The following is an 18,499-nucleotide window of genomic DNA, read 5'->3' as shown; positions in this document are numbered from 1 at the left end:
CCCTATCCCGTGAAGCTGATCGCCGAGTTGAATCCCCACAGCACGATCGTCAGGACCATGTCGAGGGCGATGATGGCGACGAAACTGGCACGTACCGCCCGGCCCGAGGCGATACCGACACCTTCGGGTCCGCCGGTGGCGAAGAATCCGTAATAGCTGTGCACGCAGATCACCACGATGCCGAATACCGCGACCTTCACCGTGGCCGCGATGATGTCGAACCCCGCGATGAACTGGAAGAAGTAGTGGTCGTAGACGCCGGCGGACTGTCCGTGAACCAGCGTGATCAGGCCGCGGCAGGCGAAGTAGGAGCCGATCAGCGCGATCAGGAAGGTGGGCACGATGGCGATGGCGCCGGCGATCACCCGGGTGGTCACCACGAACGGCACCGACCGCAGGCCCAGCGCCTCGATCGCATCGATCTCTTCGGAGATCCGCATCGACCCGATCTCCGCGGTGATCCGGCAGCCGGCCTGCGCGGCGAAACCCACCGCGGCCGCGATCGGCGCCAGTTCACGGGTGGTCGCGAAGGCGGACACGATCCCGGTGACCGGTCCCATCCCGAGCATGTCCAGCGTGGCGAACGATTCGACTCCGATGGACGCGCCGATCACCAGTCCCAGCACGATCATCATGGGTACGGTGCCGCCGCCGACGATGACCGAACCACGCCCCCACGTCATATTCGTGATGATCCGCAGGGTTTCGCCGCGGTAGCGACGCAGTGCCAGCGGAATCGAGGACAGCACCTGCCAGCAGAACACGACGGCGAATCCCAGCGAATCCACCGCGCCCAGGATCCGGCTGCCGCGGCGGAAGTAGCGCGCGAGGAATCCGAGTCCCTTCGGGGCGTACGAGGTCGCCGCCATCACGCCAGCCTGGTGGGCAGGAACATGGTGGTCACCTGGGTCATGACCAGATTGACGATCACGATCGCGACAATGGAGAGCACCACTGCGGCGTTGACCGCGTCGGCGACCCCGCGCGGCCCGCCCTTGGCCTCCAGACCGCGCTGGCAGGCGATAACCACCACGAGGAAACCGAAGATCACCGCCTTGAGCAGTGACACCCATACATCGGCGGCGGTGGTGAACGATCCGAACGCGGCCCAGTACGAGCCGGGCGTCACCCCCTGCCCACCGATCGCCACCAGATAGCCGGCGACGATGCCGACGAAGATCACCAGAATGTTCAGCAGCGGCGCGACCAGCAACATCGCGACCATGCGCGGGATCACCAGCCGGTGCACGGGGCTGATCCCCATGGTGTTCAGTGCGTCGATCTCCTCGCGGATCGTGCGGGCGCCGAGATCGGCCGCGATCGCCGCGGCCCCGGCACCGCCGAGGAGGAAGCCGGTGGCCAGGGGCGCGCCCTGTTTGATCACCCCGAGTCCACCCGTGGCACCGATCAGCGAATCGGCACCGAGATTGTGGATCAGATTGCCGACCTGGACCGAAACGATCACGCCGAACGGCACCGCCATCAGGATGGCCGGGAATGCGGTGACCGTCACCAGTCGCCACGCCTGTACCAGCATTTCCTGCCACTGGAAGCGGCCCCGGGCCAGATCCGAAACAGCGCCGCCGACCGATTCCCGGGCCATTCCGACGCCGCGGCCGAAGGTCCGTACCGAGGAGACGATCGTGCCCGAGAAATTTTTGCCGACGATTTCGCGCGCACTGTCGGTGCGGCGGGTGGTTTGCGGCCCGGTGGAGCCGGAGGGACGGCCCGTATCGGTCGCCGCGGGATGGCTCTCGGGAGTCATCGCCGAGATCCGTCTACCGCCACGGGGGCACGCAATGTTGCGAAGTTCATGCGTTCAATCTCTCCGGTCCGGCATCGATGCCAATGGAGAGCAAGCTAATCGTTACTGGAGGTGACAAACAAATTTGCGGCAGTGTGACAGTGGCCACGGAAAAAGATCGCCCTGCATTGCGGGTAACCGATTGTGCGACACACCACTCGGTGTAGCTAAGTAAATGAGAACAGGTTCTACCAAATTTACACCCTGCAAACTCGGGCGATCACGGACATGAACCGTTTGCTGCGCAAGCACCGCCGGGCCAGCCCGGAGCACAGATTGAGCGGAACATTCGACCGATACGCACACAATGGGCGACAATTCCCCCGTGCGAACTCAGTTCACCAACGAGCTCGTCGCGTTGACCGCGGATCTGACACAGATGTGCCGCATCACCCACGAGGCGGCCGAACGTATGACCGACGCTCTCGCCGGGGCCGATCTCACCGCGACCTACGAGGTCTTCGCCCTCGACGAACGACTACAGGCCATGTACGGCGCCTGCGAAGCCCGCACCGTCGTCCTACTGGCACTCCAGGCACCGGTGGCGCGCGATCTACGCCACGTCGTCACCGCCATCCAGATCGCCGGTGAACTGTCGCGAATCGGCCACCTCTTCAGCGGAGTCGCCGATCAGGTATACCGGAGCCATCCCGAACCTGTCGCCGCCACACCGATTCTCGACCCGCTCGGTGCCATGGCCGAACTCGCCGCCGCGGCCACCGAACGCGCCGAGCGCGCGGTGACCACCGGCCGGCGCAGCGCCACCGACGAGGACGCGCCGGCGACCATGCGGGCACTGAACCAGAAACTGCACACCGCACTGTCGGACAGCGGCGATTCGACCGATACCGCCATCGCACTCGCGCTGGTCGGGCATCGGCTCGCGGGCAGCCTCGAGCACACCGATCGGATAGCGCGATTGATCCATTTCCTCGATACCGGTATCCCGCCGACCGCCCAGATCGTCGCCGACGAGGAAGAGGAGGCGAGCTGAACCGAGCGGTAACCCACCCCGGTGCACTCCCAAACTTGGGAATTCCCTATGCTTTTCACGAACCGTCGGCCGGTACCCGCCAGCCTTCGGTGAATTGTTCACCACACCACCGAACAGCCGGAAACATTCCGGCCCACAGACGTCACGACGAGTGCATCCGGTGCACCGGCGACCACGGGGCTCCCCCTCATCAAGCCCCGCGGCGGCGGCGCGGTACCCGGTCCGGACAATCGGGCCGCGAATCGCACCGGAACGCAAGCCCTCGTTCGTGGCAGGTCCCACCCCCGAGTCGGCGCCGGCACGGCGACTCGGGGGTGGTTCCGTGGGCGCACTATGCCGAATCTCACACCGGAGAGTAGCTTCGGGTTAACTGGGCGAGGCGGTAGCTTGACGCTCGGCACATCCCGGCACCTCGGCAAGGAATTTCGTTGAAGCCCACAAGATATGAGCAATCGGGCGTTTCGCCCATCGGCGACCGATTCGCGGAGGTGGCGCGGTGAATTCGCTGCTGTCCGCACTACCCGCCCCGGTACGCAAATTCGCGGCCGTCGCGGTACCGATCCTGATCGTGATTGTTTTGGCCGGCGGCTACTTCCTCGAAGGACGCAGCAGCACAACCGATCCGTCCGCCGATGCGGCGGACGCCCCGAGCGCCGCGGCCGCCGACGTACAGTCCGCATTGGACCGCCTCCCGGTCGCGACCGAGGCCGCCATGACCGGCTACAGCCGGGAAAAGTTCCCACACTGGGACGACAACGCCGCCGAACACGGTTTCGGCCCCGAATTCGCCCAGTACAGCAAATGCACCACCCGCGAGGTGATGATGCTGCGCGACGCCACCGGCGAGGTAACCCTCGATCCCAAGACCTGCGATCTGAAAATCGGCAAGGGCGGCGGCTGGCAGGACACCTACGGCGTCATGGACGCCAAGACCGGAAAACTGAAGCCGTACAAGTTCATCACCGAATCCTCCGGTGTCGACGCCGAACATATCGTCCCGCTCGCCGAAGCCTGGCGCTCCGGCGCCAAGAGCATGGACACCGATACCCGGCGCCGCATCGCCAACGACGCACAGAATCTCATCGCCTCCGACCCCTCCGCGAACCGCTCCAAGGGCGATCAGGATCCGGCCGACTATCTGCCGCCGGGAAGTTTCCGGTGCGGATATATCTCGCACTACGTGCAGGTCAAGCTAAAGTACGGACTGAGCGTCGATAAGGACGAGCAGACCGCACTGCGTACCGCCGTGGACGACTGCATAAAACGAGGTGAGTTCAAATAGCCGAAGTCATCGAGTTGCCGAGTAAGACATCGGTCATGACCCGGGAAGCCGGGACGATATCCGGTGCCCTGGATATCACCCTCGATCCCGGCGGATACGGCCTGGTCCGCTACCGGGAAACCGAACAGTGGTACACGATCGGCAATCTCGATGACACCACCCCGCGCACCTGGAAGTCCTGCGCCGAACTGGCGGACGCGATCGCGCAGGTGACCGGAACCCGCGACGCCGCGGGCAACACCGTCCCCTTCGAGTCATGAGATCCCGGTGGCGGAGGTCATTCGCCTCCGCCACCGCCGCCACCGCCGCCACCACCTCCGCCTCCGCCACAGCCGCTACCGCCTCCGCCACAGCCGCTGCCCCCGCCGCCACAGTTGCTGCCCCCGTCTGCGTCGGAGCCATCGCCGGCACCGAAATCGCCGAGGAACCAGGCACCTGTACCGGCGCCACCCGCGGCCATCGACCGCTTCCCGGCACGCCGAGACGCACGACCGCGTGGTAACCGGCTTGCAATCGTCACCACCACCAGCATCGCGGAGATCCAGAAAAGCGGCAGGCTCCAGGTCAGCCCGAAGTTGTCCAGGACAACGCACCCCAGCCAGGCAGTGCCGCCGGCGATTATCAGCAACAGCACGATATCTCCCGAATCCGCAGCGTATTGCGGACGATATTACGTGCCGCTGCGATCTGCGGGGCACGGACAATTTCCTGCGGTGTACGTGATCACAACACCTTTTCTGCCCAATCGATGCGGTACCGCTGCTCGGTGCCGGCCAGTTTCTCCGGGTTCATCGTCCGGGCCATGATCGGCATGATCAGCTGCATCAACGTGCGCGCCACAGGTCCTGGAGTCTTGCTGTGGTTGATTTTGGCGGCGCGCGCCGCCACGCCTTCGACCCGGGAGCGACGTAACCGCTCATAGGTGGCGAAGGCGGTTTCTAGATCGGGTAGGTCGCGCAGGCAGCGAGCCAGCTGGATCGCGCTCTCGATCGCCAGCGAAGCACCCTGTCCGGAACTGTTGGACGGAGCGTGCACGGCATCGCCGATCAACACCATGCGGTCCCGGTACCAGTGCGGCACCGACGGCATGATGTGCAGTGCGCCGGTGACCTCCAGTTGTTCCGGAGTGGTTGCCCGGGCGAGCGGGCCGCCCGGATGATCCTCGCCGTAGGTGTCGCGCAGGATCTCCAGCCAGCGCTCCGGCGCGGTAGCGCGGGCCTCGGTCAACGAAAGATATTCCGCGCTCGGCAGATTCGCGCCCCAGCCGATGCGGCCGTCACCGAGGGGCCAGTACAGGTAGTAGGCACGTTTTCCATAGGCGAAAACGATCGTTTCGTCCGGGGTCGCGATATCGCATTCGATCGTGGCCCCGAAACCCAGCATCCCGGTGAAGTCCGGGCCCGGAGCGGCAGGGTCGATCAGGCGGCGCACGGTGGACCGGATTCCGTCGGCACCGACGAGCACATCGGCGGTGGCGGTGCTGCCGTCGGCGAATCGTGCGGTGACGCCGGCAGCGGTGTGGTCGGCCGCTACCAGGCGTTTTCCGTATTCGACCGGAACACCGGCCGCCACTGCCCGTTCGTGCAATACCCGGTGCAGCTCACCACGATCGACCAACTGCAGCGGCGGCTGGTCCGGGAGGCTGGGCGCGGGCAGCAGTTTGCCGCCGACCGACAGGCACATACGGGGGACCGGCACGGCGATATCGCGGACCGCGTCGCCCGCGCCGATCACATCCAGCGCGGCCACACCGTTCGGCGCCAAGGCCAGGCCGCTGCCGATCGTGAATGCCGGCCCGGGATAAGCCTCGTAGACGCGGGCATCGATCCCCGCTTTCCGTAATGCGGTGGCCGCGACCGGCCCCGCGATTCCACCGCCGATAACCAGCGCTGTTTCTGTTCTGGACACAGGACTACTCCTCGAGAGATGCAGAGTCGGTGACGTCGCCACAGCGGCGGCGTCCTACGGGCCGCCCCTCCGCGCCGTTGTGCGTCGGACCGGGCGTGCCCGGGGTACTCGTCCGGCGAACCGCCCTGCGCCTCGCCCGCCCGGTTATCCTGTGTTCTGCCAAACTCGCGGCCGGGTGTGCGCCTGCGCGGGCACGGTCCGAGACGGTGATCCGGTTCCGATGGTGGTGTTGGCGCACCACCATCGGGGCCGGTGTGATTCACCGTTCGTCGTTCACTGATCTACGGCTGTTCGGCTCCCTCCACATATTTCCGGGCACGCGCGGTGTCCACGGCACCGCGGCCGTGCCATGACTTCCATTCCTCCTGGCCGGGGAAGGTGCCGTCGAGAAGTTCGGCGCGCAGGGCGCGAGTCCATTCGGCTTCGGCCTCCAGCACGGCGAGCCCGTACTCGGTTTCGATGAGAAACAGTCGCGGCAGCTTCGCGCCGAGATCGGACAAGTCCTTCTTCACCTGCGTGATCTGCTCTCGCAGAACCGCCAGCCGACGGCCCAGCAACTCCGCCACCTCGTCGGGCGGCAGCACGGCAAGGATCGACAGGCCGGCGATGAAGCGGCCGCGTTCGGGCTCCGGTTCAGCGAGGAGTTCCCGCGTCCAGTCCACCAGTTCGGCGCGTCCGGTTTCGGTGATTCGATAGATCACCCGTTCGGGCCGGGCACCGTCGCGTTCGCTGCCCACCACCTCGAGGAATCCGGCTTTCGCCAGGTTCTGCACGACCGTGTACAGCGACCCCCATTTGATGTCCATGTCCTGGTCTTTGCCGTACTCACGCAGCCGTGCGGCGATCTGGTACCGGTGCATGGATTCGTCCTGCATCACCGCGAGGACGGCCAGCGCCAGCAGATTGCCGACCTTGCGTTTCTTCGCCACACAGCCTCCTTACTCGTCTACGAATATACGTGCACGAGCATAAGGGCGCAAAGGTCCTCCTCGGCAGCCGTCTCTTGCGCTCGATGTATCGATGAGCTGCTCGCCTGACGGGCACGGACCGACACGACACCGGTACGCGGCGCGCCGCGGCGCATTACGGGTGGATCTGCACCACCGAACCGTTCTCCAACGCTGGAATGTACGGTTTGACATCGGGGTAATGAATCTCGCCGAATTGGCCGAACACGGCGTAACCCTCGTCCACTTTTTGTTGAAACAGCTCCGCGTAGTAGGTATCCCGCCGCTGATTGCATTCGAAAGAGACGTTCTGCACCGGGCTGTCCCGTGCCCCCAACACGACGGGATCGTTCGTTTCCTGCATCAGCCAGCGCTCATCCTTCTTATGGAACTCCCCGGTGAAGTCGGTCCGGCCGTACTCTCGGACCATCAAATCGGTGAATGCCTGCCGGGCATCGATCCCCTCGGGCATATGCGGGGCAAACCGGTCGATGGTCTCGTTCAGATACGCCGCCATATCGATTCCGCTCTTCTCCTGCGCCGCGAGCGCCTGCGGCATCTGGCGCAGCACGTAGTATCCGAGGACATGCTCCGGTCGATTGTTGCGCAGTAGCTCGGCGAACTGGCGGGCCTCGTTCTCCTCCCCCGATATGGGATCGATGCCCGCTGCTTTCCCTTTGAGGGCAATCGCCGCACACTCACCCCGGTCGGTCGCGAAGGTCCTCCGGAGAAGGTCGTGGTCGATCGCCATCCCGGCGTCCGCCTGCACGGGGGGCACCCGCCCTTCGACGATGATGATGCGCCTCTTCCCTTCGGTCGCTGCGAGCCAATCGTCCAGGCACCCGATCAATTTCTTCGATTGGTCGAGGTCCCAATTCTTGTTGTGCACCGTCGCCGCAAACACATTGTCACCGGCGGTCACCACCCAATGCGGTCGCTTCTCACCTTCCGTGAGCCGAGCCTGTGGCCGGCGAACATACCCGTCGACCTCGACAGGCCGTTGCCGGTCGGCAGCCTCGACGGTATCGGCTGTCGCACGTAGCCCTTTTCCGACTTCCTCGGGGGTCTGGCCCGGACCCGGCCGATACCGGACCCGATTTTCAACAGGAGTTCCTGAACCCGTGTGACCGCCTTGTTGATGCCCGACATGGACGCCATTCTGCTGCCGGACCCCTACCGATGCCGCCTGAACTCCCCGCAGCCGCACACACAACGACGAGAGGCCGAACCAGAAGCCGGTGTGCGCTACCGTCCGACGGCGCAGTTCATACGCCGCCGGCGAGATGGGGAGGGGCGGCCTGGCACCACGAGTCGCGAATGATCGCCCGCAACTCGTCCTGGTCATCGAGTGCCGCGAGGCGTACCCGGACCCAGGGGTTTCCGGCTTCGTGCCCCGCTATCCAGAACTTGCCGGGTTCGGCGACCACGAGCTCGTCGCGGTCGATGATCGGGCAACGCACAGCCATCGAGGTCTCGTCTTCGGGGAGCGTGAGGAACAACCGGCGCTCGACCCGGAAGATCGGCATACCCCAGGCGAATTCCTCGCTGGTCCCCGGCAGCGAAAGCGCGTAGGCGCGTGCATCATCCCCGGAAGCAGTCATGGACGGATTGTGCACCGGCGGACCGACAGACGTGATCGCACCGCGGATTCAGCCGCCGGCCACCGTGCCGGCGAGCTCGACCCCGGCCCGGTCGAGTTGCTCCAGCGCTGATTCGACGGTGGCCGATGCGACGCCCGCGGTCATTCCGAGCAGGACACGGGTGCCGAAACCGGCCGCGGCCGCGTCCAGGGCGGTTGCCCGGACACAGTGGTCGGTGGCGATACCGACGATATCCACCGACGTGATACCCCGGGCGCGTAACCACACGGCGAGGGGCGTTCCGTCGGAGGCGGCGCCTTCGAATCCCGAGTACGCGGCCGAGTACTCACCCTTCGAAAAGATCTCCTGCACCGCGGCGGTATCGAATTGCGGATGGAACTCCGCGCCGGGAGTACCGACCCGGCAATGGGGCGGCCAGCTGTCGACGTAGTCCGGGGTCTCGGAGAAATGAGCCCCGGGATCGATATGGAAATCCCGGGTCGCCACCACCGCGTCGTACTCGGCGTCGCGCAGATATTCGCTGATCAGCCCGGCCACCCGGGCGCCACCGGTGACGGCCAGCGAACCGCCCTCACAGAAATCGTTCTGCACATCCACCACGATCAGCGCGCGTTCCATACCGCCATTTTCCCCCGCACCGACCGGTCAGGCCACAAAAGTGGTAGGCACCGCCGGGTCACCACCGGACAGTTTGAGCCCCTCCCAGGGCAGACTCACCAGGCCGCGCGCCATGAGCTCACGGGATTGGTCGAGCGGCGGACGGTCGAGCAGCTCACCGCCGCGGACCAGGGGCACCGGCAACTCGCGTACTTCGAGGCCGCCCGGGTCCGGGGACTGACCGGCCGCCGGATACACGATCTCCTCGACAATCGTCCCGGTGGGCCGGGCCAGGCGCACCGCCCGTTTCGCCCCGCCCCGCGACTCCTTGTGACTGGACCGCTTGGCCACCGGTAAACCCTCGACCTCGACCAGCTTGTACACCATGCCCGCGGTCGGGGCGCCCGAACCGATGACCAGCTGCGTCCCCACCCCATAGGCATCGACAGGTTCGGCACGCAGGGCCGCGATCGCGTACTCGTCCAGATCGCCCGAGACCACGATGCGGGTGTTCACCGCACCCAGTCCGTCCAGTTGTTGCCGGACCTGCCGGGCCAGCACGCCCAAATCACCGGAATCGATGCGCACCGCCCCCAGCTCCGGCCCGGCCACCTGTACCGCAAGGTCGACACCGCGGGTGATATCGAAGGTATCGACCAGCAGCGTCGTTCCCGGGCCGAACGCCGCCACCTGACTACGGAACGCCTCCACCTCGTGCTCCCCATCGGGCCCGCTGTGCACGAGGGTGAACGCGTGCGCGCTGGTCCCGGCGCCCGGCACTCCGTAACGGCGTACCGCTTCCAGATTCGAGGTTGCGTGGAAACCGGCCAGGTAAGCCGCCCGCGCGCTGGCCGGTGCGGCCAGTTCGTGCGTGCGGCGCGACCCCATCTCGATCAGGCGCCGGCCGGCCGCGGCGCTCACCATCCGGGCAGCCGCGGACGCGATCGCGCTGTCGTGGTTGAGGACCGACAACACGAGCGTCTCCAGTACCACGCATTCGGCGAAGGTCCCGGTCACCGACAGGATCGGCGAACCCGGAAAATACAGTTCGCCCTCGGGATAGCCGTCGATATCGCCGGTGAAGCGGTAAGCCCGCAACCAGTCGACGGTCGCGGTATCCAGGAACTCGGCGGCGATCTCCAGCTCCGCTTCGCCGAACCGGAACCGGGTCAGGCCGTCGAGGAGACGGCCGGTCCCGGCCACCACGCCGTAGCGGCGGCCGTGCGGCAAACGCCGGGCGAACACCTCGAAGGTGCAGCGCCGCGCCGCGGAACCATCGGCCAGCGCGGCCGCCAGCATCGTGAGCTCGTATTGGTCGGTCAGCAGAGCAGTGCTGCCGGCGGTATCGCGCGGGTCCACAGTCGTTCACTGTAAACAGACCGGGTCACCGATCGGGACAACCACCCGCCACGCCCGGGCCGACGGGCAATCCGGCACACCCTGTCCCGGCCGTACCGCCCCGGCTGCGTACGGACCCTCGCCGGCCCGGAGGCAGCCGTATTGTTCCTGCTCCGGGTGTTGTGAATTACACCGCGAGTCGTACCCTTGGGTTTATGGCCTTGTGCAACACAGCACCCCGCTCCCGGACGATCGAGGTCCGAGTAGGCGCCGCCGGCGCCACGTTGTCGGCGGCACAGGCGACCCCCGAAGCCGTGGAAGCCACCGAGATCCTGGAGGCCGAGGACCGCCCGTGGGTCACCGTGGTGTGGGACGATCCGGTCAACCTGATGCACTACGTCGCCTACATCTTCCAGAAGCTGTTCGGCTACAGCAAAGCCAAGGCGACCGAGCTGATGCTCAAAGTGCACAACGAGGGCAAAGCCGTCGTATCGTCCGGTTCGCGGGACAAAATGGAACAGGATGTCCGCCGGCTGCACGCGGCCGGACTGTGGGCGACCATGCAACGAGACGACTGATCGGACGGTTACCGTAGCGACGTGCGTAAATGGAGCCGGAAGAACTCATTGAGCGGTCTCAAGCTGCGGTCGGAGCTGGACGCGCGCGAGGCGAGCGTGCTGCGCTCGCTGGTCGGCGCGGTCTCCGGCCTGCTGGGTGAGCGCGCGTCGTCCGCCCCCGAAGACGAGCTCGCCGCACTCACCGGTCTGCGCAGCGGTAACACCCTGCCGCCGGAGGATCCCCGGCTGGCCCGGTTGCTCCCCGATTTCCATCGCGCCGAACCCGGCTCCCCGGACGCCGACCGCGCCGATCTCAACAGCGCGCTGCGCGGACTGCACGAACCGGAGATCATCGACGAGAAACTGGCGGCCGCCGGAGTAGTCCTGCGCACCGTGCCCGAGGACGGCGGCAAGATCGCACTGACCCCGGAGGAAGCGGACGCCTGGCTCGCCGCCCTCACCGATATCCGGCTGGCCCTGGGCGTAGTCCTGGAAATCGACGCCGACACCCCCGAACAGTTCCCGCCCGACGACCCCCGCGCCCCACATCTGGACGTCTACCACTGGCTCACCTGGATGCAGGACTCCCTGTTGCAGGCGATGGCACCGTGACCGGCGCACCCGGGCCGCGTAACGCGCTCACCGATATCGCCGGCCTGCTGGTCGGCCACCACCACGTCCTCGACCCCGACGCCACCCGCGGTTCCGGCGCGGCCACCGGCAGCACGGTGGTCCGCGCGCCGGGCGGCGCGGTCGCCGCGGTGGATGTGCGCGGCGGCGGCCCCGGCACCCGGGAAACCGATCTGCTCGACCCCGCCAATACGGTGCGGCAGGCGCACGCGATCCTGCTCACCGGCGGCAGCGCCTACGGTCTGGCGGCAGCGGACGGCGTGATGAGCTGGCTGGAGGAACACGGCGAGGGCATCCCGATGGACCCGGCCGACCCCACCCGTGTGGTGCCGATCGTGCCCGGCGCGGTGATCTTCGATCTGCCGGTCGGCGATTGGTCCACCCGCCCCACCGCGGCGTTCGGTTACCACGCCGCGGACTCGGCCGGACCCGATTTCCTGCGCGGTTGTGTCGGTGCGGGTGTGGGCGCGCAGGCGGGGGCGCTCAAGGGCGGTATCGGCAGCGCGAGTATTCGTTTCAGCGACGGTATCGCCGCCGGCGTCACCGTCGCAGCGCTGGTGGTGGCGAATCCGGTCGGGTCGGTTTTCGACCCGCGCACCGGGCTGCCGTGGGGTGTCGGCACCGACGGGCCCGAGTTCGCCGGGTTGCGACCGGCCACACCGGAACAACTTGCCGTGGCCAATGCGCTCCCGGTCAAGAGCACCGTGCTGAACACCACGATCGGCGTGGTCGCCACCGACGCGCCGCTCGACACCCTCGGCTGCCGCCGTCTCGCCACCACCGCGCACGACGGGTTGGCCCGGGCCGTGCGCCCGGCGCATTCCCCCCTCGACGGCGATACCTTCTTCGCACTGGCCACCGGCACGGCAACACCACCCGACCTCCCCGCACTTCCGGCGACCTTCCCCGGCGACCTCCCCTTGGTCGACGAGTTGTGCACCGCCGCCGCGGTCTGCGTGGAGCGGGCGGTGGTCGACGCGATCCGCTCAGCGGTATCGGTCGCCGGTATCCCGTCCTACAGTGAGCTGTTCGGCGGTTGATTCCGTCGCCTGTGTTCGGCGCGCTCACGGTGCTCACGCGACCCACCGGGCGGCAGCACCGAGGTGCTTACGAGCCCCTGAAAGATTCTCGTTCACCCGAACCACACCGCCGGTAGCTCCGCCGGGCTACCCGACGCCAGCAGCGGCGCTGCCGAGTTCAGCGAGGCCCCGGTGGGCCCACTCCGAACCGGGCGTAACCAGCACGGTGCCGAGTCCAGCGAGGCCCTGCAAGGTTTTGACCCGTCCCCGCTGTCAGTGCCCGATGCGGCGCAGCCGCGAGTGTCGAGTGCCGACAGCAGGGACCGAGGGGGGCCAAAACCCGCGGCGCCGCAGGCGCCGCAAAATAGACAGGGAATACCCGAATATCCTCGACGGTTGTCGGCTGTGATGGGTCGGCGAGAGCCGAGACGACGTGTGGAGAGGTTCGATTGTGCTCGTGATCAGGGCCGACCTGGTGGATTCCATGGTGGCGCACGCCCGCGCCGACCATCCCGACGAGGCCTGCGGCATCATCGCGGGACCCGAGGGGTCCGACCGTCCCGAACGGTTCGTGGCAATGATCAACGCCGAGCGCTCCCCGACGTTCTACCGGTTCGATTCCGGTGAGCAGCTGAAGGTGTGGCGGGCGATGGACGACGCCGACGAGGAGCCGGTGGTGATCTACCACTCCCACACCGCCACCGAGGCCTACCCGAGCCGCACCGATATCTCCTACGCCTCCGAGCCCAACGCGCACTACGTCCTGGTCTCGACCCGCGACCCGGAGAAGCACGAACTGCGCAGCTACCGGATCCTCGACGGCGAGGTCACCGAGGAACCGGTGCGGGTCGTCGCCGCTTACGAATCCGCCTGATCCCCACAACTTCCGACCGATTTCCGAGAAGACAACAAGCGAGGAGCACCCATGCCGGTCACCGTGTCCATCCCGACGATAATGCGCACCCACACCGGCGGTGAGAAGCGCGTGGAGGCCAAGGGGTCCACGCTCGCCGCGGTGATCGAGGATCTGGAGGCCAACCATCCGGGCCTGGCCGAGCGCCTGCTCAACGAGGGCAAGCTGAACCGCTACGTCAACATCTATGTCGACGACGAGGATGTCCGGTTTTCCGGCGGCCTCGACACCGCCGTGGGCGAAGGTGCGACGGTGACGATCCTGCCGGCCGTCGCGGGCGGGGCCTGACGGTCCGGTGGCACGCTACGAATCCCTGATCGCGACGCTCGGCAATACGCCGCTGGTCGGTCTGCGCAATCTCTCCCCGCAGTGGGAGGGTGAGTTGCCGGTGCGGTTGTGGGCCAAACTCGAGGACCGCAACCCCACCGGGTCCATCAAGGACCGGCCGGCTCTGCGCATGATCGAACAGGCCGAAGCCGACGGCCGGCTCTCCCCCGGCTGCACCATTCTCGAACCCACCAGCGGCAACACCGGGATCTCGCTGGCCATGGCGGCGAAACTCAAGGGCTACCGCCTGGTGTGTGTGATGCCGGAGAACACCTCGGTGGAGCGGCGCCAGCTGCTCACCATGTTCGGCGCCGAGATCATCGATTCGCCCGCCGCCGGCGGTTCGAACCTGGCCGTGGCCAAGGCCAAGGAGATCGCCGCGGCGAACCCCGACTGGGTCATGCTCTACCAGTACGGCAACCCCGCGAACGCGCTCGCCCATTACGAGACCACGGGCCCGGAGATCCTCGCCGACCTGCCGGAGATCACCCATTTCGTGGCCGGCCTGGGCACCACCGGCACGCTGATGGGCACCGGGCGGTTCCTGCGGGAGAAGGTCCCGGGTATCGATATCGTCGCCGCCGAACCCCGGTACGGGGAACTCGTCTACGGACTGCGCAATATCGACGAGGGTTTCATCCCGGAGCTGTACGACGAATCGGTACTCACCAGCCGGTTCTCCGTCGGCCCGTACGACGCGGTCCGCCGGACGCGCGAGCTGGTTCTGGAAGAGGGCATTTTCGCCGGGATCTCCACCGGCGCGATCCTGCACGCGGCGCTGGGCGTGGCCCGCAAGGTCGTCGCGGCCGGTAAACGAGCCGATATCGCCTTCGTCGTCGCCGACGGCGGCTGGAAATACCTGTCCACCGGCGCCTACGACGGCACCTTGGAAGAGGCCGAGGAACGCCTCGAGGGCCAGCTCTGGGCTTGATTTTCTGCGGCGCGTCCGGCATGCGGGTGCCGGCCTCCCGGTCGCCGGGGCGCCGGCCGGGACGGTCGGCCTCCACAGTTGGAGACCGAGGGCCCGGACTCACACGTCCGAAGGTGCTGCAACAAACCCAGTACCCTCGGGGTAAGGCGCGCAGAGCGGCTTCGGCGCGCCGAGGAGGAGGATCGTCATGACCGGTGGCGCACCCCTGGGCGCTTCGTTCGACCCCGACCGCACTTCCGCGCTCCGCCCGGCGCCCGGCGCAGGCCCCGGTGCACCGACCGGCCGGCCCCGTTTCACCGCCGGGCGGGCGTGGGGACGGGCCGCGGTGGTGATGGCCGCGTTCGTCGTACTGCTGTATCTGATCGAATCGGTGGATTCGATCATCGACTACTGCATCGACTGCACGGCCGGTATCGCACCGCGTGAAGTCGACGGTCTCGACGGCATTCTTTTCGCTCCGTTGCTGCACGGCAGCTGGGACCATCTGATCGGCAACACCCTGCCGGTACTGGTCCTGGGCTTCCTGACACTGGCCACCGGGATCGGCCGCGGGCTGGCCGCTACCGCGGTCATCTGGATCGTCGCCGGTCTGGGCACCTGGCTCACCGGCGGCACGAACACCATCCACATCGGCGCTTCCTCACTGGTGTTCGGCTGGCTCACCTACCTCATCTGCCGCGGCTGGTTCGCCCGCCGGATCGGCCAGATCGTTCTCGGCGTCGTGGTACTCGTCTTCTACGGCTCCCTCCTCTGGGGCGTTCTCCCAGGTCAAGATGGAATCTCCTGGCAGGGGCACCTTTTCGGCGCAATGGGTGGACTGATCGCCGGCTGGGTACTCTCCAGTGATGAACGTCGACACCGCCGGCAACTGCGCACCGGGACAGCCGCCCCACCCCGGTGACCGTGGATGCGGCCAGTATTTTCGGGGGATGCGGTCTTGAATCGGGAAACATCGTGGCAGCATGGGAGCATGCGCCTCACGGTCCTCGGGTGCTCGGGCAGCGTGTCCGGCCCGGATTCCCCAGCGTCGGGTTATCTGCTCACCGGCCCGGATATGTCGCCGGTGGTCATCGATTTCGGTCCCGGGATCCTCGGCGCGCTGCAGCGATACGCCGATCCGGGCGAGGTCGACATCTTCCTCACCCATCTGCATGCCGACCACTGCCTGGACCTGCCGGGGCTGCTGGTCTGGCGGCGCTACCATCCGACGCCGCCCACCGGGCAGGCCATTGTGCGCGGCCCGTCGGATGCGCCGGTACGGATCGGTAATGCTTCCGCCGAGGTCGGTGGCGAATGCGACGACTGGTCCGATGTGATCGATTTCCGTATGTGGGCCGAGGGGGAAACGGTCGAGTTCGGTCCCGGCCACACCATCACCGCGCGCCGTATGTTCCACCCGCCGGAGTCCTACGGACTGCGTATCGTCACCGCCGCCGGACGCACCTTCGTCTACACCGGGGATACCGCCGTCTGCTCGGCGGTCCAGGAACTGGCCCAGGGCGCGGACGTTCTCATGGCCGAGGCCTCCTGGACCCACGATCCGGCGAATCGTCCCGAAGGCATACATCTTTCGGGCACCGAAGCCGGACGGATAGCGGCCGCGGCGGGAGTCGGGGAACTGCTCCTCACCCATATCCCGCCGTGGACTTCCCGCGAAGATGTCATCGCCGAAGCGAAGGCCGAATTCACCGGCCCCGTACACGCCGTGACCCCGGGCGAGACCTTCGAGCTGTGATTTCGGCGCCGCCTCCGGTGGCGCGAGGTTTCGGCCTTCCTCGGTCAAAAGATTCGGCACCACCGCTGGTTGCGTGGGGTTTCCACGGCCCCACCACTCTCGGATGTATGGGATTCGGCACCACGGATTGCGCCGGCTCTGGGCCGAGAGCGCCGTACACCACATCGCCCCGGTAGCGCCGCCGTGCCCAGCAGGCCCCGGAGCGACGGAAGTGTCCGACGCCTTTCGGTGGGCAGGTTCGGTCTCATCGGGCAGGGGCAGAGGAGATTTTCACCGGGTCCGGCGCGGCGATCGAAGGCTGCGACCCCGGCGGATGCCGGCACAGGGCCCCCACTACGCTGAGCCCGTGTCGAGACGAGCCGATGGCAGGGCGGACGACGAGCTCCGCGAGGTACGGATAACCCGAGGTTTCACCACGCATCCGGCCGGTTCGGTGCTGGTCGAGTTCGGGCAGACGCGGGTGATGTGCACGGCCAGCGTCACCGAGGGTGTACCGCCGTGGCGGCGCGATTCGGGGCTGGGCTGGCTCACCGCCGAGTACGCGATGCTGCCGGCCGCCACCCATACCCGCAGCAGCCGGGAATCGGTCAAGGGGAAGGTCGGCGGACGTACCCAGGAGATCAGCCGGTTGGTCGGCCGGTCCCTGCGCGCCTGTATCGACCTGGCCGCCATCGGCGAGAACACCATCGCCGTCGACTGCGATGTCCTGCAGGCCGACGGCGGCACCCGTACCGCCGCCATCACCGGCGCCTACGTCGCGCTGGCCGACGCTGTCACCTACCTCGGTGCCGCCGGTGGGCTGGCCGATCCGCAGCCGATCTCCTGCGCGATCGCCGCGGTCAGCGTCGGGGTCGTGGACGGCCGGGTCCGGCTGGACCTGCCCTACGAAGAGGATTCGCGGGCCGAGGTCGATATGAACGTCGTCGCCACCGATACCGGCACCCTGGTGGAAATCCAGGGCACCGGCGAGGGCGCGACCTTCCCGCGCTCCACCCTCGACAAGCTCCTGGATTCCGCACTCGCGGGCTGCGAGCAACTGTTCGCGGTACAGAAGGAAGCGCTGGCGCTGCCCTATCCAGGTGTGCTGCCCGAAGCTCCGGAACCGGCGAAGAAGAAGTAATGACCCGCCGCGTTCTGCTGGCCAGCCGCAACGCCAAGAAACTGAATGAGCTGCGCCGGATCCTGGACGAGGCCGGCATCGCCGGACTCGAGATCGTCGGTCTCGACGATGTCCCGGAATATCCGGAGGCGCCGGAAACCGGGGCGACCTTCGAGGAGAACGCGCTGGCCAAAGCGCGCGACGGCGCCCAGGCGACCGGGTTGCCGTGTATTGCCGACGATTCCGGTATCGCGGTGGACGCGTTGAACGGAATGCCGGGTGTCCTGTCGGCCCGTTGGGCGGGGCGGCACGGCGATGATGCCGCGAACAACGCATTGCTGCTCGCCCAGCTGTCCGATGTGCCCGACGATCGCCGCGGCGCGCACTTCGTCTCGGCCTGCGCGTTGGTGCTACCGGACGGCGCGGAAACTGTGGTGCGCGGTGAATGGCCCGGAACCATCGGCCGGGCCCCACAGGGTGATGGCGGCTTCGGTTACGACCCGCTGTTCCATCCCGGCGACGGTGACCACAGCGCGGCTCAGCTCACCCCGGCGCAGAAGGACGCAGCCTCGCACCGCGGGCGCGCGCTGGCCGAACTGCTGCCCGCGCTCAGCCGGCTGGCCGACTGAGCGGAACGAACCCGGCCGACTGCACTCGGCCGACGGAACGTCCGAGTGCAGTCTGTCCCGATCGGCTGCCACGCCTCGGGTCGCGTCGGTCGCGCACCGACGAACGGAGCCGTATACCCGGACGGCGCAGCGACGGTCGATCTCGGGCATGGGCGAGTTTCTCCGCTGCTGTCCGGCCGGTGCCGAGC

At 67.2% G+C, this 18,499-nt stretch carries 22 protein-coding genes; 13 read left to right on the top strand and 9 right to left on the bottom strand.

Going from position 1 to position 18,499, the window contains the following annotated elements; translation table 11 throughout:
• Nucleotides 1-2 precede the first annotated feature (2 nt).
• Together NFL01S_RS28265 and NFL01S_RS28260 are read right to left on the bottom strand one after the other, a co-directional pair.
• On the bottom strand, nt 3-869 hold the full coding sequence (locus NFL01S_RS28265) for an MlaE family ABC transporter permease (protein WP_033245900.1): 867 nt from the start codon (nt 867-869) through the stop codon (nt 3-5).
• Nucleotides 869-1,765, bottom strand: a complete 897-nt coding sequence (locus tag NFL01S_RS28260; protein WP_084493324.1) for an MlaE family ABC transporter permease — start codon at nt 1,763-1,765, stop codon at nt 869-871. The genes NFL01S_RS28265 and NFL01S_RS28260 overlap by 1 nt, the downstream gene beginning before the upstream one ends.
• A gap of 364 nt (nt 1,766-2,129) precedes the next feature.
• Here NFL01S_RS28260 and NFL01S_RS28255 point away from each other — a divergent pair, with 364 nt between their 5' ends.
• The 3 genes from NFL01S_RS28255 (at nt 2,130) to NFL01S_RS28245 (ending at nt 4,340) form a co-directional block, all read left to right on the top strand.
• Entirely contained in the window at nt 2,130-2,798 is a 669-nt protein-coding gene (locus tag NFL01S_RS28255) for a phosphate signaling complex PhoU family protein (RefSeq protein WP_245670924.1), read from the top strand.
• Nucleotides 2,799-3,294: 496 nt separating this feature from the next.
• Nucleotides 3,295-4,080 carry an HNH endonuclease family protein gene (locus tag NFL01S_RS28250; RefSeq protein WP_062979365.1) on the top strand — a complete coding sequence of 262 codons (786 nt, stop codon included), beginning with the start codon at nt 3,295-3,297 and terminating at the stop codon, nt 4,078-4,080.
• A gap of 35 nt (nt 4,081-4,115) precedes the next feature.
• Nucleotides 4,116-4,340, top strand: coding sequence for a hypothetical protein (locus NFL01S_RS28245; RefSeq protein ID WP_084493323.1), 225 nt, complete (start codon nt 4,116-4,118; stop codon nt 4,338-4,340).
• Between the two features lie 17 nt (nt 4,341-4,357).
• Here the strand turns inward: NFL01S_RS28245 and NFL01S_RS36200 are convergent, their stop codons facing one another.
• From NFL01S_RS36200 to NFL01S_RS28205, 7 genes are all read right to left on the bottom strand, one after another.
• Nucleotides 4,358-4,714 carry a hypothetical protein gene (locus NFL01S_RS36200; protein WP_169812147.1) on the bottom strand — a complete coding sequence of 119 codons (357 nt, stop codon included), beginning with the start codon at nt 4,712-4,714 and terminating at the stop codon, nt 4,358-4,360.
• Nucleotides 4,715-4,803: 89 nt separating this feature from the next.
• A complete protein-coding gene (locus NFL01S_RS28235; RefSeq protein ID WP_062979362.1) occupies nt 4,804-5,988 on the bottom strand; it encodes an FAD-dependent monooxygenase in 1,185 nt (394 codons plus the stop codon).
• A 281-nt stretch (nt 5,989-6,269) separates the two neighbouring features.
• Nucleotides 6,270-6,917 (bottom strand): PadR family transcriptional regulator, encoded by a 648-nt coding sequence (locus NFL01S_RS28230; protein WP_062979361.1) that lies wholly within the window; start codon nt 6,915-6,917, stop codon nt 6,270-6,272.
• 154 nt (nt 6,918-7,071) lie between these two features.
• Nucleotides 7,072-7,857: a hypothetical protein gene (locus NFL01S_RS28225; protein ID WP_157117038.1), complete on the bottom strand. Its 786-nt coding sequence runs from the start codon at nt 7,855-7,857 to the stop codon at nt 7,072-7,074.
• A gap of 343 nt (nt 7,858-8,200) precedes the next feature.
• Complete coding sequence (locus NFL01S_RS28215) at nt 8,201-8,536, bottom strand: MmcQ/YjbR family DNA-binding protein (RefSeq protein WP_062979358.1); 336 nt, start codon at nt 8,534-8,536, stop codon at nt 8,201-8,203.
• Nucleotides 8,537-8,584: 48 nt separating this feature from the next.
• The gene (locus tag NFL01S_RS28210; RefSeq protein WP_062979357.1) at nt 8,585-9,154 is read right to left on the bottom strand and encodes an isochorismatase family protein; all 570 of its coding nucleotides are present in this window, start codon (nt 9,152-9,154) and stop codon (nt 8,585-8,587) included.
• Nucleotides 9,155-9,181: 27 nt separating this feature from the next.
• A complete protein-coding gene (locus tag NFL01S_RS28205) occupies nt 9,182-10,492 on the bottom strand; it encodes a nicotinate phosphoribosyltransferase (protein WP_062979356.1) in 1,311 nt (436 codons plus the stop codon).
• A 194-nt stretch (nt 10,493-10,686) separates the two neighbouring features.
• On the opposite strand from NFL01S_RS28205, the gene clpS reads away from it, so the two are divergent.
• The 10 genes from clpS (at nt 10,687) to rdgB (ending at nt 18,311) form a co-directional block, all read left to right on the top strand.
• A complete protein-coding gene (clpS, locus tag NFL01S_RS28200) occupies nt 10,687-11,049 on the top strand; it encodes an ATP-dependent Clp protease adapter ClpS (RefSeq protein WP_062979355.1) in 363 nt (120 codons plus the stop codon).
• Nucleotides 11,050-11,070: 21 nt separating this feature from the next.
• Complete coding sequence (aosR, locus tag NFL01S_RS28195; RefSeq protein WP_062979354.1) at nt 11,071-11,640, top strand: oxidative stress transcriptional regulator AosR; 570 nt, start codon at nt 11,071-11,073, stop codon at nt 11,638-11,640.
• On the top strand, nt 11,637-12,698 hold the full coding sequence (locus NFL01S_RS28190; RefSeq protein ID WP_062979353.1) for a P1 family peptidase: 1,062 nt from the start codon (nt 11,637-11,639) through the stop codon (nt 12,696-12,698). The genes aosR and NFL01S_RS28190 overlap by 4 nt, the downstream gene beginning before the upstream one ends.
• 430 nt (nt 12,699-13,128) lie before the next feature.
• Nucleotides 13,129-13,551, top strand: a complete 423-nt coding sequence (locus NFL01S_RS28185; RefSeq protein ID WP_062979352.1) for a M67 family metallopeptidase — start codon at nt 13,129-13,131, stop codon at nt 13,549-13,551.
• A 51-nt stretch (nt 13,552-13,602) separates the two neighbouring features.
• Nucleotides 13,603-13,878 (top strand): MoaD/ThiS family protein, encoded by a 276-nt coding sequence (locus NFL01S_RS28180; RefSeq protein WP_062979351.1) that lies wholly within the window; start codon nt 13,603-13,605, stop codon nt 13,876-13,878.
• A 7-nt stretch (nt 13,879-13,885) separates the two neighbouring features.
• Nucleotides 13,886-14,848, top strand: a complete 963-nt coding sequence (locus NFL01S_RS28175; protein ID WP_062979350.1) for a PLP-dependent cysteine synthase family protein — start codon at nt 13,886-13,888, stop codon at nt 14,846-14,848.
• Nucleotides 14,849-15,035: 187 nt separating this feature from the next.
• Nucleotides 15,036-15,749, top strand: a complete 714-nt coding sequence (locus NFL01S_RS28170; protein ID WP_062979349.1) for a rhomboid family intramembrane serine protease — start codon at nt 15,036-15,038, stop codon at nt 15,747-15,749.
• 69 nt (nt 15,750-15,818) lie between these two features.
• A complete protein-coding gene (locus NFL01S_RS28165) occupies nt 15,819-16,583 on the top strand; it encodes a cyclic nucleotide-degrading phosphodiesterase (RefSeq protein WP_062979348.1) in 765 nt (254 codons plus the stop codon).
• A gap of 346 nt (nt 16,584-16,929) precedes the next feature.
• Nucleotides 16,930-17,703, top strand: a complete 774-nt coding sequence (rph, locus tag NFL01S_RS28160; RefSeq protein WP_062979532.1) for a ribonuclease PH — start codon at nt 16,930-16,932, stop codon at nt 17,701-17,703.
• Entirely contained in the window at nt 17,703-18,311 is a 609-nt protein-coding gene (rdgB, locus tag NFL01S_RS28155; protein WP_062979347.1) for an RdgB/HAM1 family non-canonical purine NTP pyrophosphatase, read from the top strand. Before rph ends, rdgB begins: the two co-directional genes overlap by 1 nt.
• Nucleotides 18,312-18,499: the final 188 nt, after the last annotated feature.

Origin of the sequence: Nocardia flavorosea NBRC 108225 (genome assembly GCF_001613385.1) — a bacterium.
Taxonomy (GTDB): Bacteria; Actinomycetota; Actinomycetes; order Mycobacteriales; family Mycobacteriaceae; genus Nocardia; species Nocardia flavorosea.
This window is presented reverse-complemented; position numbering and strand designations above follow the sequence as displayed.

What these genes read in the sequence shown, in the direction of transcription:
- NFL01S_RS28265 (WP_033245900.1), bottom strand. Translation starts at nt 869, where the DNA reads ATGGCGGCGACCTCGTACGCCCCGAAGGGACTCGGATTCCTCGCGCGC.
- NFL01S_RS28260 (WP_084493324.1), bottom strand. Translation starts at nt 1,765, where the DNA reads ATGACTCCCGAGAGCCATCCCGCGGCGACCGATACGGGCCGTCCCTCC.
- NFL01S_RS28245 (WP_084493323.1), top strand. Translation starts at nt 4,116, where the DNA reads ATGACCCGGGAAGCCGGGACGATATCCGGTGCCCTGGATATCACCCTC.
- NFL01S_RS28215 (WP_062979358.1), bottom strand. Translation starts at nt 8,536, where the DNA reads ATGACTGCTTCCGGGGATGATGCACGCGCCTACGCGCTTTCGCTGCCG.
- NFL01S_RS28210 (WP_062979357.1), bottom strand. Translation starts at nt 9,154, where the DNA reads ATGGAACGCGCGCTGATCGTGGTGGATGTGCAGAACGATTTCTGTGAG.
- clpS (WP_062979355.1), top strand. Translation starts at nt 10,687, where the DNA reads ATGGCCTTGTGCAACACAGCACCCCGCTCCCGGACGATCGAGGTCCGA.
- NFL01S_RS28180 (WP_062979351.1), top strand. Translation starts at nt 13,603, where the DNA reads ATGCCGGTCACCGTGTCCATCCCGACGATAATGCGCACCCACACCGGC.
- NFL01S_RS28170 (WP_062979349.1), top strand. Translation starts at nt 15,036, where the DNA reads ATGACCGGTGGCGCACCCCTGGGCGCTTCGTTCGACCCCGACCGCACT.
- NFL01S_RS28165 (WP_062979348.1), top strand. Translation starts at nt 15,819, where the DNA reads ATGCGCCTCACGGTCCTCGGGTGCTCGGGCAGCGTGTCCGGCCCGGAT.
- rdgB (WP_062979347.1), top strand. Translation starts at nt 17,703, where the DNA reads ATGACCCGCCGCGTTCTGCTGGCCAGCCGCAACGCCAAGAAACTGAAT.